Genomic DNA, 17,269 nt, shown 5'->3' on the forward strand with positions numbered 1-17,269 from the left:
GTCCAACGAGGGTAATCGGGCTCAATATGCCCGACCCTCTCGGGCACCGACGGTACCTAGCGCCGAAAGCAAGCGCCTTTTGAATTCCAATTCTGTGAAATTCTGCTCATACACCAGCGCCGCTTCGCGGCCAATGTCCGCTAACCGATCGGGACTGCGAATGATGTTAGTAAGCACTTCGCAAATCACATCTGGATGATTTGCTTTCAGAACGAAACCAGACACCCCTTCAACGATGAAGCTCGACGTTCCGGTTTCCCGACTGCAGACTAGCGTCTTCCCTTCTGCCAATGCATTAAGCGAGACCAGTGGCAATGTGTCATCACGAGACGGGCAAATCACGACATCTGTCTCCCTCAACCTGGCCAGATAGGTATCGAAGTCGAGCGCTTCCTCGATTTCGATATCATCGTGTCCCTTCGCAAAATCGACTAACGCTTGATAAAACCTCTCTGAGTTGACCCTGCCTGCGAGTCTTAGCTTACATTTCTGGCGCACATCTGTCGGCAGCGCCAAGTAACCCTGAATCGCAAGATCTTGTCCCTTTCGCGGTTCGATCGTGGCCAATACCGAGATTACGAAAGTCTTACTATTCCGAATAGTAGCCTCGGTCGATGGCGGCGCTTCAACTCCGTACGGAAGAATCGTGTAGTTGTGGATTCCGAGATTACGAATGTACTGTCCCGAAGCATCCGAACCACACCAGATCTGCTTGGCGTGTAAAAGTGCATCTCTGAACTGAGGCCTCGACTCGGCCAGTTGCCGAACTAGTTCTGTCTCGTGGAAATACCAATAAACTGCCGAATACTTCACGAACTGTGAAACTATGGGCCAACATACCGCCGTATTGGCTATTATGACATCGAAGTTTTTGCCAAGGTCGGTCACGTTAGCATTTTGTGTTAGCGCAAGCGGGTCGACCATTACGTGCGCGCCTATCTGACGTAGCCTTTCTCTCATTGGGCCGTCTTCTGGTGACATCACGAGGACGAAACTCCCGGATTCAATGAGGACTTTCGCCATATCCAGGACAATTTTGGGAGCGCCGCTACCGCTCAAATCGTGTGAAAAGATGAGTACATCATTACTGTAACTCTCAATTTCAGACTCAGCTGGAAAATAATTAAACGGCTCTTGCGAATCTACATAGAGAATGTCTCGCATCGATCGCGAAAAAAATGGGTCTCGAGCGCACAAACTCCCCCATCGCTTCATTAGATAAATATCCGCCTTATCTTTCTTGAATTCTTTCTTTTTCTTGGTTTTTCCAATCGAAAGATGGCCGATATGCGTTAGTTCGGCGTGCGGCGTGTAGATACAATGATACCCGCGGTCTCGCACGCGGAAGCAAAGGTCTACATCGGAATGGGCAATGGGCGCATTAACTTCATCAAAGCCGCCGATCTCGTTGAAGACTGAGAGCGGCATGGCCAAACAGGCCCCGCAGATAACAGATACTTCGCGGACGCTCTGTGCGAAATTGAAATGAGCAGGTGTCATCGACGGGAACGTGTGAAACGCTGTTCCGACCAGCCGTCTTACGCCTGTTAGCATTCCGGCATGCTGAATTCGCCCGTCCTCGTAGAGCAGTTTCGGACCGACAACCCCCACTCCAGGTAGGGTCAAGTATTCCAGTAGGCTATCAACCCAATCGGAAGAGATGACCCTTACGTCATCATTAAAGAAAACGATGTACTCACCACGGGCACTCTCGGCCCCGGCGTTGCATTTCGCCGAAAAATTGTATTGAAGATCGTACCTGACGAAGCGAATGCGAGCGTTTTTAATTGTTCGTTCGAGCAGCTGCACAACTTCGGAGTTGGTGACCACTATTATTTCGAAATTTTCGTAGGTCGTCTTCTTGAGTACCGACGAGATTGTATCCCTAATGTGGGCTACATTGTCAGATGGTACGACTATCGAAACAAGACTCGCAGCGCCGGGGAACGAACGTTTGGCGCGGTTCGCCATGGGCAACGCGACAGCCGTTCCGTTGTATTCGCGACGATCCATCGCGGCTTGAAGTGCTGCAATGTTGGTCTTTCGAGCAGTCGGTTTTCCGCCCATTGCCGCCGAGCCTTCAATCATGCGCCAGCCGTAGAGCACTCGTTCAATGTGTTTCACATTCGGCTTTTGTTCAGCGACTCTTAGGGCAAGATCGTAATCTTGAGAAAAATCGAAACGGCTGTCGAACCCACCCAATCGCGCTACCAGTTCGCGTTTGTATGCCGACAGGTGACCTGTGTACATGCAATTAAATAGAAGAAACGGACTCCAGTCGGGCTTTGAAAATATGTCAACAACTATATTATGCTCATCAATTTTGCATTCGTCAGAATAAATTAGGTCTATAGTTTCGTCATCAATTATTTCTTGCGCAAAGCACTGAAGGGCGTCGGACGTCATCATGTCGTCGTGATCCAACAGCACTATGTATTCGCCGTTTGCCGCATCCAGTGCAGCGTTTGTGGCACTCGCAATACCGCTGTTACTCGGCAGAGAAATACACTTGATGCGTCTGTCGAGTTCCTCGTAATAACTCAGAAGCGCAGCTAGCTCCGGTTTCTCGGAAAAATCGTCGACGATTATCAGTTGCCAATTCGCATAGGCCTGCCCCAGAACTGACGCGATGGCGCGCTCCAGGTATACAAGTGGGGTCCTGTAAACAGGCATTAGGACACTAAAGGTCGGTCCTTCGAATTCGGATGACGCAATCCCCGGATTAAACCTGAGCCGATTCAACGCGTCGATACGCATTGCGTTATAATTATCTAATATAGGAGTTCCCGTCGGGGTGGGCTTGACGTATTCAACTTCGGGATTCAAGCCAAGCGACGCAAATATCTCAACGTAGCTGGCGCCTATACCAGAGGTGGCATGTCCAATTTGCTCAATCCAACCTTGGTTAAACGATGGATCGCTGCCAATGCTCGCCAACTTAGCAGTCAACAGCAAGCTTTCGTCAGGCGCGCATACTGCGGTGGAGAATGGTCCCCGCTCTCGGTGACTGCGAAACACTTCCACGTTCCGCGCTACAACAGCCGGCCAATCCTTTGCGACGTGCCCTAATTTCTCCGGTCTTATTTTAGGTTCGCTGGCATTAAACCATTTGCCGAAATTGAATAACATTCCGTGGTCCTGCTCTTTTGCCGGAGACTTGTCAAATTCGCTTACAGATGCAAGTTTACCGTCACCATTTCCGATGGCAGCCTCTTCATCCGAAAGCGGCATTGGCAGCCGTCCTTCTTGGTGTCCCCACCGGATGTAGTGCATGAGCGGTTCGATTCTGGACTGCGCTACATCCGGGTTCTGTTGCAGGTACCAAGCAGTATCGAAACTGCGAGAGATCTGAAGCCCACGCTTCCAACCAAATTTTGCATAGTGTGTGAGTGGGTCGAGATTCCGAAGATCAGGATTCTGCGACAAATAGTACTCCACATCCACCATCGGATGCGGGTTCGTTTTCTCCCGCCAACCGAACTTTGCGAAGTGCTTGAAGGGCTCCATTCCGGAAGACACGACGTCGGGCCGCTGATCAAGGTAGTACGCCGTAGAGAACAGGGGGTGTGGCGACAACCTTTTCCGCCAGCCATTCTTTAGATAGTCACTTTTCGTAGCGGCGCGTGCGCTATCGCGTTTCTGGCTTGCATACCAGCTCTTATTAAAAAGCAAAATTGAACTTCCTCGTAGTGACCAAAATCTCGAAGAATACCGTATTGCGGTCCTCATGACCTGCACCTCTTATGCGATAAGAGAGTGGGGCCCTCTACGCGATGCCGATGAATCTAAAAAAAGGCACGCGGTTCAAGCAAAAGCTGAGCAGCGCGCCTAAGCGATAAACATGATTAAGCGCTGCACGGCAGTTAGAGTGTGAAGTGTAACTGCGATTGCGGCTATTCCATATCAGGGACCAGATCTTCGGACACCTTCATCAGATAGCGACCGTAAGCGGTCTTCAAATACGGCTTTGCACTTTCGATGAGCTGCTCTTTGGAGATAAAGCCATTGAGGTAGGCGATCTCTTCGATGCATGCTATATTGGTGCCCTGCCGATGTTGTATAGTTCGCACAAACTCTGCAGCCTCCAGCAAACTGTCATGCGTTCCCGTGTCCAGCCACGCATAACCGCGAGACATTCGCTCCACAAAGAGCTCGTTACGGTCGAGATATATTTTGTTCAGATCCGTAATCTCATACTCACCACGTTGGGACGGTTTTAGCCCTTCAGCATACTCCACCACTTTGTTGTCATAAAAATATAAACCGGTTACAGCAAACTTCGATCTTGGACGAGTTGGCTTCTCTTCTAAGCTCAATGCGCGGTCTTCTGTATCCAGTTCGACCACGCCATAGCGCTCAGGATCATCCACTTCATACGCAAACACTGTCGCGCCGTCACCGCGACTTCTCGCTCGCCTCAAAAGGTTTAGCAATCCGGCGCCAAAGAAGATGTTATCGCCGAGCACGAGAGCTACCCGATCACCTCCGATAAAGTCCTTCCCGATAGTAAAAGCCTGTGCGAGCCCATTCGGTTCAGGTTGGATAGCATACTGAATGCTCATTCCCCAACGTGAACCATCCCCAAAGAGTCGTCGATAACTTTCCATGTATTCTGGAGAAGAAATAATAAGTACATCCCCTATCTTGGCTTGCATCAAAACCGACAATGGATAATATATCATCGGCTTATCATAGACAGGGACGAGCTGTTTATTTATCGCGAGTGTCGCCGGGTAAAGTCGGGAGCCCGATCCACCTGCAAGAATAATGCCTTTCAAAGTGAGACTCCTCTATGAATCCAAACGTCACCATTCATTTCGACAGAGCGACCAGAACTTCGCTGAGCGCTTCCTGCCATGGTCGCGGCACGGTTCCGAATGCGTTTGAAAACTTTCCGTTCGAAAGCCGTGAATTTGCCGGGCGGAGAGCGGCGGTAGGATAGTCCGCGGTTGATATCGGCTCAACTCGGGCGGAGGGATGGCCATAGGTCGGCGCTTGGCGAAATACTTCTTCGGCGAAGGTGAACCACGTTGCCTCGCCTGAATTAACAAAATTGTACGTTCCAAAGCCTTCGAAATCTTTCTCAAGAACTTTATTTATGACTTGAGAAAGTCCCGTTGCAAGGTCTGTCGCGCAAGTTGGGCAGCCTCGTTGATCACTCACTACTTTAATTGTTTGTCTTTGTGTCGCAAGCTTCAACATCGTCTTGACGAAATTGTTGCCATGCTCGCTGAACACCCAAGCGGTCCGCAGAATGATGTGCTTCTCGTTACCAGTTCTTATTGCATGCTCCCCGCCGGCTTTCGATGCTCCATAGACGCCTTGGGGGGACAAGCAGTCCTCTTCGACATAAATCCCCGATTTGGATCCGTCGAAAACGTAGTCGGTCGATACATGAATAATTGGGACTGAGTGCTTGTGACTAGTCAAAGCTAGAGCCGCTGGAGCGAGGGCATTCACCCTCCACGCTTGCAGGACATCATTTTCAGCCCTATCCACCCCGGTATATGCGCCCAGATTCACTATTACGCTAAATTCGCCTGAATCAGCATATCGGGCCACCGCATCTGCGTCCGACAAATCGAGTTCATCTCTTTTAGGCGCGACAATCTCCACGTCGTTCGGCCACCGACAACGTTGTAGCTCGATACCGACCTGGCCCGTGCCGCCGGTGACTAGAATCCGCTGCGTGGTCATGCACCCAACCCCTGCCGCTTCCCTTCTTGGGTCCGCGGGAGTAGCGCAGACCACCAATCGCGGTGCCTCAAATACCAAGAGACGGTTTTCTCGATTCCACTCTCGAAGCTCTCAACCGGCTGCCAGCCGAGCTCGTTACGAATCTTAGCCGCGTCGATCGCATAGCGCTGATCGTGGCCGGGCCGGTCGGCGACGTAGGTGATTTGTTTACTGTAGGACTCCCCATCATCGCGCGGCTGCAATTTATCCAAGATCGCGCACACTGTGTTCACAACATCGATGTTCTGGCGCTCGGAGTTGCCGCCGATGTTGTAAGTCTGCCCCGCAACGCCTTTTTCAAACACATATTGAAGTGCGCGAACATGATCCTCCACATACAGCCAATCGCGGACGTTCGTACCGCTCCCGTAAACGGGGAGTGGTTCGCCCGCGAGGGCCTTTACGATCATCAGAGGAATGAGTTTCTCCGGGAAGTGGTAGGGCCCGTAGTTGTTCGAGCAATTCGTGATCAGTATCGGCAAACCGAATGTGTGCCCCCAAGCGGAGACAAGATGATCCGAGCCCGCTTTGGATGCCGAATATGGCGAGCGAGGATCATACGGCGTTGTTTCGGTGAAGTAGCCCGTGTCACCGAGCGAACCAAAAACTTCATCCGTTGAAATGTGATGAAAACGGAACTTTTCTCGACGATCGGCAGGCAGCCCCCGCCAATATTCAGTGGTTGCAGCTAGCATCGTGTAGGTGCCCACTACGTTCGTTTGGATGAATGCCCCTGGTCCGTCTATGGATCGATCTACATGCGACTCTGCTGCCAGATGTGTGACGACATGTGGCTGGAAATCCTCAATGGCGGCGGTCACAGCGCGCTCATCGCAAATATCGCCTTGCTTGAATTGATATCTGGACGACGACGCGATTGACAATAGAGATGTCAGAGTACCCGCATAGGTGAGCTTATCGAAATTCAACACATCATGTTCGGTATTCTCAATCAGGTGCCTAACCAAGGCCGAGCCGATGAATCCAGCACCGCCGGTAACGAGAATGCGCATGAACAATCCTTTTTTCAAACTTAGACTTCGACTAGTTCGAGCGGAATACCGTCGTAAACGAAGGGGCTGTCGAAATCACGCAGCGCCGGCTGACGCTCATCTTTTGGGCTTAATACTGGCTCAAGTCCGCGCGGCAGAGGCCATTCGATCCCGATCTGTGGGTCACTCCAGAGGATGCCAGCATCATTTTCCGGGGAGTAACGACTGGACACCTTGTAAGTTACTTCCGTTGAGGATTCGAGCGTGACGAAACCGTGCGCAAAACCCACAGGAACAAAAAGTTGCTTACCGTTCTCAGACGAAAGCTCAGCGCCGACCCATTGCCCATAGGTCGGGGAAGCTTGACGTATGTCGACAGCCACATCGAAAATCCGGCCGCGTATGCACCGAACGAGCTTGGCTTGCCCGAAAGGTGGGGTCTGGAAGTGCAGGCCTCTCAACGTTCCGATTGGAATGGAAAGCGAGTGATTATCTTGAACGAAGTGGTCGGCAATGCCATGCGCGACGAAAATCTCCTCGTTATAAACCTCGGTAAACCATCCTCGGTCGTCGCCAAATCGCTTGGAACTAAGCAACACAACTTTAGAACCCATTTCTGTATCCTGAATGCATCATGCGACCCATTGGGCCGAAACTAGGGCGGCAGGAGCCTTGCCTTACCCTGGCTAAGGACCTGAAGACCCGTATCCGCTGCCGCCGTCATATGCAAGACCGCATTCCGCGACACTAACGCAACTTTACCGCGCGTATAAAGATCATCAACAAGCTGTGCAATCACGCGATACCAAAGGTCAGCGCAATAGGGCAATCGCAGTTCACCGTGTTCATCTGCGAAGCCATATGCCAATCCTTCCGAATAAACCCCAGCCGCTTTGTAGCGCGCTACATCGATGCGCTTTGTCGGTGCTCGACTGTCATTCACATGCGACGGCGCCAACGGCACTAGCATAATATCAATGGTCCGATCGTTTGCGTCAGCCAAGTACTCAATCCACGGCATCGGCTCGCGAATTTGCACGCGATTGAGACCCTGCCAGATCGCACTTGCACGTCGATCGGCGAACACCTCAAACCGAGCCTGCGGGCGTTCGCGCAGAACCTCCGCGATAATCGGCCGGAGAAATCGATGCTCCTCCAGATGCACACCCGTTGCGTGGTAGGCGATCAAGACCTCGCCCTTGGTCCGATCATAGGCCGCGGCATCTTCGCGGACATTCGACCAGAGTGCCTTCGGTGGGGCCGGCGGTAAGACCAGCGCTTTCGCCTCCGCCAACCGAGACGCAAGATGCTGCGTGGAGGCCCATACGATATCCAACTGCCGGTTCAGTCGGCGAAGCGGCCAAAGAGCGCGGTACCAGAGGAACAGCCGATAGAGAAAATCGGCGTCCTTCCCCGTCACGACGGCCGGGATGTCGTCGTCGACGAACAATCCCACGCCGGAGAGGCGCTGCATATTGCTCTCAATCCAGCGTAAGACGGAGGGAGACGCGTAGCGGCAAATGATGACGAAGGCTCCGTCGGGATCGAGGGTCGGCGTCTCGCGACTGCGGATATCCGCGACCTCATACGGCGGCATGTCGGGTGCCTCAAGGCGCGCAGCGAGGTAGTAGTCGAAGGTCGGGTTCGGGATGCGGCCGAAAACGATGATCCGCTTCACCGGCCGCCGCGGCCGACCGCTAGCACCATCCCGCAGCCGTGGTTTAGGCAGCCGCTGTTCAATCCAGCGGGCCAGCCGTTCGCGCACGCTGCTCAAACGCTCGACCTCGGCGACAGATTTCTCGGATAGGCTTCCAGAACGAATTCTTCGGCAATGAGCGACAGGTTCGGATTGTAGTATGGATCGGCTTTCAAGGTGTCGCTCCAGCGCTCATGCATGGCTCGTTCCTCCCGCGCGAAACGCTGAAGCTTCTCAGGTGTATCGTCGGCGCCGCGCGAAACGCTCTCTCTATGCAACATCGCCGCCGCCGGTGTCCAGACAATCCGGAAACCCGCTTCCCGAACTTTCAGGCAATAGTCCACGTCATTGAAGGCGACCGTCAGCTTTTCTTCGTCCATGCCCCCAAGGCGGCACCAGAGCTCTTTGCGCGTCAGCAGACAGGCCGCGGTGACCGCCGACATGTCCCGGCGTTCGTTGAGAAGTCCCCTGTCGCCCCGCCCCTTTGGGTCAAGGAAGTGAAAGCTGTGCCGGGCGACTGTGCCGGCGCCAAGCATGACCCCGCCGTGCTGAGCGGTGCCATCTGGAAACAGCAGCAGGTTGCCGACAGCTCCAACCGTCGGGTCATCGAGCTCACCTGCCAAGTACTCTAGCCAGTGGCAATCAATCGGTTCCACGTCATTGTTTAGCAAGAGGATGAGATCGTGGCGAGCGGCACCGACACCGATGTTGCAGGCGCGAGAAAAATTGAACCCTCCCCGCAGAGGTATCCGGCGGATAAAGCCGGACTGCTCGTAACGAACAAACAGTGCCAGCGTGGCCGGCTCGACGCTTTCATTGTCAATGACGATGACATCAAGGTCGGCTGGCGCCGTATTTTCGAAGAGCCCCCTGAGACAGGCTTCAAGCAGGTCGGCCCGGTCGCGTGTCGGTATGACGATGCTGACTGCCGGGTGCTCCCGCTTCGGCCAGTTCGTCTCTGCGCGACAGTCACGCCGGCGGCACGAAGGACCCCGGTGAAGGAGGATCTCGGGCAGATGTAGTATCTGCCCGGTCAGAGCTTTCGCGACGGCAAGTGCCATCTCGGCGGCCGATGCGTTTGCCAGGGCAACACTTTCAGGAATGTCGGTCAGGCGAAAAAGCGCGCCTTCCACGGAAAGCCAACCGGAGCGAACCAGCGGCTCATTCCAAGCCGGCTTGAAAAAGGGGGCCGAGCGCTTGCCGCGGCCGTCGATGTGGTCCTCATCACAATAGACAACCGCGACATTGGCTGACATGGCAAAAGGCCGAACCAGCCGTTCCAGAGCGTTCGTAGCGACGCGCATCCCCGCCGGCAGTCGCATCCACAGATGATCATCGGCTGTCTCGCCGCGCTTCAGCATTTGCGCCACATCCGCTGCTGTCATCTCGCGAAATTCGCTCCAAGTCTGCGCTGCTAACGATGCTCTCGTTTCGGCAACGCCAGCCGCGTCACCGTCCTCTATCGAAACGAGAATGCGTGGCTTTCGCGGCCAGGCTTGCGGATCGTCGCAGTTCACGTTCTTCTCAGCCAACGCCTGAGCCTCGATCCACTCGTGATAGTCGGGGGCAGAAAGCGCGTCGCATTGGCGAACGAAACGAAACTCGGCTCCCTTCCTGTTTCCTGCGAGGAGCAGCTTGATAATCTGTAAGAACGCGAGAGTTCGGCGGAAAGCGATGAGGATAGCGACCTCGATCAGCGACATGCGTCGCATCGTAATCTGCGGCTCGATCCTTGCCGAGCCGTTTGCGGTTGCGTCATCGACCAGCAGTGTCATCGCTTGCAGTTGAACCGGCGTCCAACCGTAGAAACGCCCGCGGCCTCGCCGGTCGATGAGGAAGGAGCGGAACACGGTATCGGGTGTTCTGTCATAACGCCTCAACGCAAGCCGCGGCCGCCGCCCCAGGCGATGGTCGGGGTCGCGTACCAAAAGCGTGATCGGGCGGTCGGCGTAGTGCCCGGCGTCGTGCTTCATCGCAACGCTGAATTCATCCTGCGATGGCTCGACCATCGGCTCCCATCCATCAACCGCGTGGCGCGGATTTATTTCACAATCGCGCCGTTCACATCGCAGAAAAATCGATTGGGAACAACGCAATCAATCAGCGGGCGGGGCCAAGTGGCAAGGCCGCCCCAGAAAACAGCCCATTGAAAAAAAGCGGCGGCTCAGTCGACCATCGAACCTTCAGCCACCCCCGCCGCGCCGGAAGCTTTCCGCAATTTGAGCCCCTTCGCCTCCCCCTCAAACGCCTCCACCCGCCGATCATAATTCGGCGCGACCGTCCCCATCACGCGGTCCCAGAACGAGAAATAGTTCGCGTAGTTGTATTTGAATTCCGCGTGGTGCTGGTCGTGATAGGTCGTGCACAGGAGCGGCGACGGATAGCGTGCGGTGCGCGAGGCGAAGTACTCGAAGCCGGCGTGGCCGAAGGTGCCGTTGATCTGGTCGAACAGCCGGTGCGCCAGAAGGATGATCGGCGGAAACGGCACGAAGAAGGTGACGACGGCGTAGTAGCCCTGGCACATGGCGGTATCCACCAGGCCGATCGAATCGTTGCTCCAGACCGTCGGCGCAACGCTGCGGTGGTGGAGCAGGTGGTACTTGTAGAAAAACTTCGTGTGCAGCAGCCGGTGGGCGAAATAGAACCAGGCGTCGAAGAGCACCATGCACAGCACGAAGAGTGGAACGGCCGTCCACCAGCTGAAGTCCCATGGCGAGAACAGGGTCCAGCCCTGATGCTGCGCAAAGAGGCCGATCGCCACGGAGATGCAGGTGACGAGGATCGAAGCCATGCTTTGGCGGATCTCGATTGCCTTGCGCTTCTCGCCGCGCCGCCCCTTCTGGATGCGGCGCTCGGGGTTGCGATCGTTGAGCCAGGTGATGCCATAGCCCAAGATGAAATACAGCAACACCGTCGCCGCATAGACCGCGGCAAGCAAGGCAACAAAGGTGAGGCTATCCTGGATGAGGGCGCTCAAATCGTGATCCGTCGCGGAAAGAGAAGTTGAATTGGCGCGTGGACTATATCAACCAACCTCTCCGACGCAAGTCACTCGGCTCTAGGCGCGTTCCAGTTCGGCCAGAAACACGCCGAGCTCCGCTTCATCGATTCCAACCAGATGCCGGTCTTCCGGGTACAAACCGGACCGCACATCCGCGGCGAACTCCGAAAACGCCGCAATGCGTTCGCGCTGGAGCCGATCGTGCTCGGCGGCGAAATTGCGATAGGTCTTGGCGTGGCGCGGCACATGACCGCGATTGCTGCCAAGCACATCGTCAGCGAAGAGATATTGCGCGTCACAGCCCGAACCCGCCCCCATCGACAGCATCAGCATCGAGGTTCGGGCACTGATTGCCGAAGCGACCTCGCCGGGAACCACCTCGATTTCGGCGGCAAACGCGCCAGCCTCCTCGAGAGCCTTCACCTGCCGCCAGATCTCGAGCGCGCTTTGAGCCGTCTTGCCGACGGCGCGGAAGCCGCCGGTCCAGGTGGCCTTTGAAGGAATGAGGCCGACATGGCCGCAGACGGGTATGCCCTCCTCCCGCATGCGCCTCACCGTTGAGAGACCGGCCGCACAATAGACCGCATCGCCACCGGCCTTCAACGCCTTGAAGGCCGCGCGCATACACTCCTCTGCCGAGACATAGTCGCCGTATTCCAAGCCCGGAAAGGCGAAACAGGTGGGGGCCACCTCGCGAAATTCCGGGCCGAGCAGTGCCGGCGGCACGGAAACGAGATCGACGCCTGCCGCCTCGGCCGCTTCGGCCTCGTCGAGCGTCTCGACCCGCAGCATCGTGAGCTGACGCTTGCCCTTCATTGACAGGAGGTCGGCAACGGTTGGGCGGCGGCTTTTCATGAGAGAGAACTCCGAAGGTCGTGGAAGGAAACAGGGTGCACGAGGCTCGGCAGGCGCGCTTAGGCGGCCAGCAGCGCCTTGAGCTTGGTTTCTGGGGAGGCTAGCGCCTGATGATCCGGTCGTTTGCCGGCCGCAATCAACATTTCGGCAAGGCGAATATCGCGTGCGACAGCATTGCCCGGTCCGATGCCGGAGGCAGCGAGCAATCGGCCGGTATCGTCGAGATGGAAAAGGATGAACGCCCCGCCGCCGAGATTGCGTCGCACGGTGGTCGCAGCGCCGTCAGCGAGCCCCGCGATCTGCAGCGTCAGATCATACTGATCGGACCAGAACCACGGCACACTGGTGATTGCTTCATTGGCACCGAGCAGATTGCCGGCAACAAGCGTTCCCTGGTCCTGAGCATTACGCCACGCCTCAAGGCGCACGCGGCGACCGCCATAGTGGCAGAGCGGATAGGAGCAACAATCGCCGGCGGCATAAATATCGGGATCGCTCGTTCTGAGCGTTGCATCGACGGCGATACCATTCTCGATCGAAAGGCCTGCGGCGGCGGCGAGTTCCGTGTTCGGGACCGCACCAATGCCAACGACAACGAGATCGGCCTCGATTGTCTCACCACCGGCAAGAACGACGCGCGCGCGACCGTCGTCCGCATCGATGCGCTCGATCTTCGCGTCGCAGCGCAGCTCAACCCCCTCGGCCTGATGCCTGTCGGCCACGACGACCGCGATGTCCTCGGGCACACCACGCGACAGGATGCGGCCCAACCCCTCGATGAGCACAACCTCGGCACCAAGACCGCGTGCCGTGGCCGCAAGTTCGAGGCCGATGAACCCGCCACCGATGACGGCAAGCTTTCGTCCGGGCACAAGTTCGCAGCGGATCGCCGCGGCGTCCGCATGTGTTCTGAGCGTGCGGACACGGGAAGACAGGTGTTCAGTCCCCGGGAGCGCACGCGCACGCGCGCCCGTCGTGAGCAGCAACCGATTATAAGGAATGCTGCTGCCGTCGACCAGTTCGACGCGCCTGGCGCTGCGCTTTATCGCCCTCACCGGAGCGTCCGTGAGGAGGTCAATACCTGCCGCCGCATATCGCTCGATATCGGCGATATATTTCGGCGGCGCCTCTTGCTTGATGCCATCCTTGGACAGAGGTGGCCTCTCATAGGGAGGGTGCGGCTCGGCGCCGATCAACGTGATCTTGCCATCGTAGCCCTTTTCCCTAAGGCCAAAGGCGGCCCTCGCGCCGCATTCGCCGGCGCCGACAATGACGATGCATCCCATCTCAACCTCCCGGCGCGCATCGGCGCCCAAACACACTGAAGCCGCTGTCAGGCGAGCGCGATAAACACGCTTCCCGCCTCGACCTTCACCGGATAGGTCTTCAGATTGACGCAGACCGGGGCGCCCTTGGCCTGGCCGGTCTTGTAGTTGAAGCGACCGTTGTGCTTCGGACATTCGATGATGTCATCCATCACGAGGCCGTCGGCCAGATGGATGTGTTCGTGCGTGCAGAGCCCGTCGGTTGCGAAATATTCGTCGTCCGGGCTGCGATAGACCGCAAAGGTGCGCCCTTCGTGGTCGAAGCGGATGACATCTTCCTCATCGATTTCATCCGTCGCGCAGACTTCGATCCAGGTTCCGCTCATAGTTTCCTCCCATTTGCTGAGATCGTTGAATTATTCGGCGGCCTGCACGACCGCGTCGCCGTGGAATTCTTCGCGGTAAGGCTTCGCCGTCGGCGGTAGCTCACGCTTCAGGAAATAATCCTCGTTGCGCAGTTGCCGCAGGAAGGCCGGGATCATCTCGCGATAGCCATGCAGCATCGACGGGTTCGGCTCCGGCAGGTCGTGCTTGATCATGGCGTGCAGCTTCGGCAGCGCGTGATAAGGCACCATCGGGAACATGTGATGCTCCACGTGATAGTTCATGTTCCAGTAGACGAAGCGGCTGACCGGGTTCATGTAGACGGTGCGGCTGTTCAGCCGATGGTCGGTGACGTTGTCAGCAAGACCGCCATGCTGAAGCAGGCCCGTCAGTACGTGGTGCCAGGCGCCGTAGAGCCGCGGCAGACCGATCAGCATCAGCGGCAGGATCGAACCGAAATAGAAGCAAGCTGCGATCGTCGTCACATAGATGGCGAACCAGATCCGGGCGACGAGGATGGCCTTTGGCTGCTCCATCTCAGGAATGAACGTCGCTTCCTCAGCGCTGATGATGCCGAGCGTGTTGCGGATCATATCGACGATCGCGTGCCAGACGTCGAGGACGCCGAAGAAGTTCAGGACCAGGCGCAACAAATCCGGAGGCCGCATGACGGCGATCTCAGGATCCCGGCCGACGATCACGGTGTCCGTGTGGTGGCGGGTGTGGCTCCAGCGCCAGGTAACGGGATTGCGCATGATCATGAAGCAGGCGATCTGGTAGACGGCGTCGTTCATCCACATCGTCTTGAACGCCGTGCCGTGGCCACATTCGTGCCAGCGGCTGTCGGATGCCGACCCGTAAAGCACGCCATAGGCAAGGAAGAACGGAACCGCCCACCAGCTGCCCCAGAAACAGATGCCGAGTGCACCGAAAAGAATGAGACAGCCAAGCCAGATCGCGGTGTCGCGGATGGCGGGACCGTCCTCTCGCTTCATCAGTTCCTTCATCTGCTTGCGCGGAATGTCTGTGTGATACCATTCTGCGGCCGACAGCCCGTTGGCAACGGCTGCCTGCGCATCGCGGCCTAGCAGACTGTAGTCCCGCTTCGTCGGTACCATCGTCATTTGCACTCCTCCCTGCGATCCGACCAGACCTGGCCGGCGGCGTCTCATGTCGTGCCATGACGATAGGTTGACTTTTGCAATGGCTCAATGCAGCAATGATATAATCTATCAAATGATGTCATACCTTGCATCTCAACTCTGATGCAAACCTATCAGGAGGAGCCATGAGCAACCGACCGACCATCGCCGATCTCGCGCAGGCCGCCGGCGTCAGCGTCGCGACCGTCGATCGTGTGCTGAACGGGCGCCATCCCGTGCGCGAGGAGACCGCGCGCCGTGTTTACGAGGCCGCCAAGGCGATCGGCTATCACGCCGTCGGCCTCATTCGGCAGCGTGTCTTCGAAGACTTGCCGCAATACCGACTTGGCTTCGTCCTGCAGAAGCCGGAGCAATCCTTTTACCAGGCCGTTGCAAAGGAGATCGACAACGCCGCCCTCTCGCTCTCGAACGCCCGCGTCTTCGCCCAGATCGATTTCGTTTCCAGTTCGACGCCGAGTGCGATTACCGAGAAACTGCAGGCGGCCGCAGCCCGCAATCAAGCGATCGCACTGGTTGCGCCCGACTTTCCGGCGGTGACGACGGCGATCGAAGACCTCAAGGCCCGCGGCATTCCCGTCTTCTCCTTGCTTTCGGATTTTGCGGCGGGCGTGCGCGAAGGTTATGTCGGCCTCAACAACCACAAGGTCGGACGCACGGCCGCATGGATGATCGCCAAGGCGGCCAAGCGGCCGGGCAAGGTCGCCGCCTTCGTCGGCAGCCACCGTTTCCTCGGCCACGAACTGCGTGAAATCGGCTTCCGCTCCTATTTTCGCGAACATGCGCCTGATTTCGAAGTGCTCGATACGATGGTCAATCTCGACACGGCCGAGATCACCCACGAGGCCACGCTCAACCTTTTGCAGCGTCACCCCGACCTGATCGGCTTTTATGTCTGCGGGGGCGGCATGGAAGGCGCAATCTCGGCCATCCGCGAGGAAAAGCTCGAGGGCAAACTTATCGGCGTCGTCAACGAGTTGACGCCGGAATCGCGTGCCGCCCTGGCGGACAACGTCGTGACCCTTGCCGTGGCGACGCCGACGGCGATGCTCGCTCGCGAGACGATCAATCTGATGATCCAGGCGATCAGCAAGGGCCCGACCGGCGCGCCGGGGCAAACCTTCCTGCCTTTTGATCTCTTCACGCCCGAAAACATCTAGTTCTCTGATGGAATTCTATCAGAGCATTAGGCCCATCTTGCAGAGATGCAAGCCGTTTGGGCATTAAGCCCCTTGGCGACCCTCCAGCCGTTGGCGATTTGCTCAAGTCCCTATAAATGGAACGGACGTTCTATTTTTGGACGAGCACCCAATCCCACTGGAGGAGATGTTCCCGTGACCGCCCTGCCCTTCGCCCTCAACCATATGACAACGCCCGGCCTGCCGCTGGCCGCCTTTTTCGAGCTCGCCAAATCGCTCGGCATGTCCTCCGTCGAAATTCGCAACGACCTCACGGGTAATGCGATCCTCGACGGGACGCCCGCCAAGGATGTCGCAGCGCTCGCGGAAGACCACGGCATCACGATCATCTCGATCAATGCCCTGCAGCGCTTCAACGAATGGAACGAGGCTCGAAGGGTGGAGGCCGAAGAACTCGTCACATACGCGCGCGACTGTGGCGCCAAGGCCCTGGTTCTGGTTCCCGTAAACGATGGCAGCGGCCAGGAGGACGGCGAACGCCAGGCAAATCTGCGTGCGGCTCTGTCTGCGCTCAAGCCCATGCTCGATGCTGCCGATATCATCGGCCTCGTTGAGCCACTCGGTTTCGAGATTTGCTCGCTGCGCTCGAAGAGCGAGGCGGTTGATGCCATCAAGGCAGTGGACGGCGAAGCGACCTTCCGCCTGGTGCACGACACATTCCATCACCACCTCGCAGGCGAGCCAGCAACATTTCCGGCCATGACCGGCCTCGTCCATATTTCGGGCGTCACCGACGGGCGCGTTTCCGTTTCGGACCTGCGCGACTCGCACCGCGTGCTCGTCGACCAACACGACCTTCTCGACAATGTCGGGCAGATCAGGCGCCTTCGGCTGGATGGCTACAGCGGCCCGCTTTCCTTCGAACCTTTCGCCGTCGAAGTCCACGACCTGGCCGATCCGGCCGCCGCCGTGAAGCAGAGTGTGGATTATATCCAGTCCCATATCTGACAGTCGCCCGACAAGCGCGGGAAAGCGACGCGG

Annotated in this window: 14 protein-coding genes; 2 read left to right on the plus strand and 12 right to left on the minus strand. The window is 56.9% G+C overall.

The window, feature by feature from the left end; translation table 11 throughout:
* Window positions 1-21 precede the first annotated feature (21 nt).
* The 12 genes from BBX50_RS04615 to BBX50_RS04670 all read right to left on the minus strand — a co-directional run bounded on the left by BBX50_RS04615 (window position 22) and on the right by BBX50_RS04670 (window position 15,053).
* The gene (locus BBX50_RS04615) at window positions 22-3,672 is read right to left on the minus strand and encodes a glycosyltransferase (RefSeq protein ID WP_065774146.1); all 3,651 of its coding nucleotides are present in this window, start codon (window positions 3,670-3,672) and stop codon (window positions 22-24) included.
* A 221-nt stretch (window positions 3,673-3,893) separates the two neighbouring features.
* Entirely contained in the window at window positions 3,894-4,778 is an 885-nt protein-coding gene (gene rfbA, locus BBX50_RS04620) for a glucose-1-phosphate thymidylyltransferase RfbA (RefSeq protein WP_065774147.1), read from the minus strand.
* A 34-nt stretch (window positions 4,779-4,812) separates the two neighbouring features.
* A complete protein-coding gene (rfbD, locus tag BBX50_RS04625) occupies window positions 4,813-5,697 on the minus strand; it encodes a dTDP-4-dehydrorhamnose reductase (RefSeq protein ID WP_065774148.1) in 885 nt (294 codons plus the stop codon).
* Complete coding sequence (gene rfbB / locus BBX50_RS04630) at window positions 5,694-6,749, minus strand: dTDP-glucose 4,6-dehydratase (RefSeq protein WP_065774149.1); 1,056 nt, start codon at window positions 6,747-6,749, stop codon at window positions 5,694-5,696. The genes rfbD and rfbB overlap by 4 nt, the downstream gene beginning before the upstream one ends.
* 20 nt (window positions 6,750-6,769) lie before the next feature.
* Window positions 6,770-7,342 (minus strand): dTDP-4-dehydrorhamnose 3,5-epimerase, encoded by a 573-nt coding sequence (gene rfbC / locus BBX50_RS04635; RefSeq protein WP_065774150.1) that lies wholly within the window; start codon window positions 7,340-7,342, stop codon window positions 6,770-6,772.
* 41 nt (window positions 7,343-7,383) lie between these two features.
* Entirely contained in the window at window positions 7,384-8,502 is a 1,119-nt protein-coding gene (locus BBX50_RS04640) for a hypothetical protein (RefSeq protein ID WP_065783740.1), read from the minus strand.
* Entirely contained in the window at window positions 8,499-10,433 is a 1,935-nt protein-coding gene (locus BBX50_RS04645) for a glycosyltransferase (protein ID WP_065774152.1), read from the minus strand. Before BBX50_RS04645 ends, BBX50_RS04640 begins: the two co-directional genes overlap by 4 nt.
* 155 nt (window positions 10,434-10,588) lie before the next feature.
* Window positions 10,589-11,401 carry a sterol desaturase family protein gene (locus BBX50_RS04650; protein WP_244513096.1) on the minus strand — a complete coding sequence of 271 codons (813 nt, stop codon included), beginning with the start codon at window positions 11,399-11,401 and terminating at the stop codon, window positions 10,589-10,591.
* Between the two features lie 81 nt (window positions 11,402-11,482).
* Window positions 11,483-12,280, minus strand: coding sequence for a 3-methyl-2-oxobutanoate hydroxymethyltransferase (locus BBX50_RS04655; RefSeq protein WP_065774153.1), 798 nt, complete (start codon window positions 12,278-12,280; stop codon window positions 11,483-11,485).
* Between the two features lie 59 nt (window positions 12,281-12,339).
* Window positions 12,340-13,566, minus strand: a complete 1,227-nt coding sequence (locus tag BBX50_RS04660; RefSeq protein WP_065774154.1) for an FAD-dependent oxidoreductase — start codon at window positions 13,564-13,566, stop codon at window positions 12,340-12,342.
* 47 nt (window positions 13,567-13,613) lie between these two features.
* Window positions 13,614-13,931 carry a MocE family 2Fe-2S type ferredoxin gene (locus BBX50_RS04665; RefSeq protein ID WP_065774155.1) on the minus strand — a complete coding sequence of 106 codons (318 nt, stop codon included), beginning with the start codon at window positions 13,929-13,931 and terminating at the stop codon, window positions 13,614-13,616.
* A gap of 30 nt (window positions 13,932-13,961) precedes the next feature.
* Window positions 13,962-15,053, minus strand: a complete 1,092-nt coding sequence (locus tag BBX50_RS04670) for a fatty acid desaturase family protein (RefSeq protein WP_065774156.1) — start codon at window positions 15,051-15,053, stop codon at window positions 13,962-13,964.
* A 164-nt stretch (window positions 15,054-15,217) separates the two neighbouring features.
* Between BBX50_RS04670 and BBX50_RS04675 the strand changes: the two genes are divergently transcribed.
* Window positions 15,218-16,249 (plus strand): LacI family DNA-binding transcriptional regulator, encoded by a 1,032-nt coding sequence (locus BBX50_RS04675; RefSeq protein WP_065774157.1) that lies wholly within the window; start codon window positions 15,218-15,220, stop codon window positions 16,247-16,249.
* Between the two features lie 174 nt (window positions 16,250-16,423).
* A complete protein-coding gene (locus tag BBX50_RS04680) occupies window positions 16,424-17,236 on the plus strand; it encodes a TIM barrel protein (RefSeq protein ID WP_065774158.1) in 813 nt (270 codons plus the stop codon).
* Window positions 17,237-17,269: the final 33 nt, after the last annotated feature.

Origin of the sequence: Ensifer sp. LC11 (assembly GCF_001695835.1) — a bacterium.
GTDB lineage: Bacteria > Pseudomonadota > Alphaproteobacteria > Rhizobiales > Rhizobiaceae > Ensifer.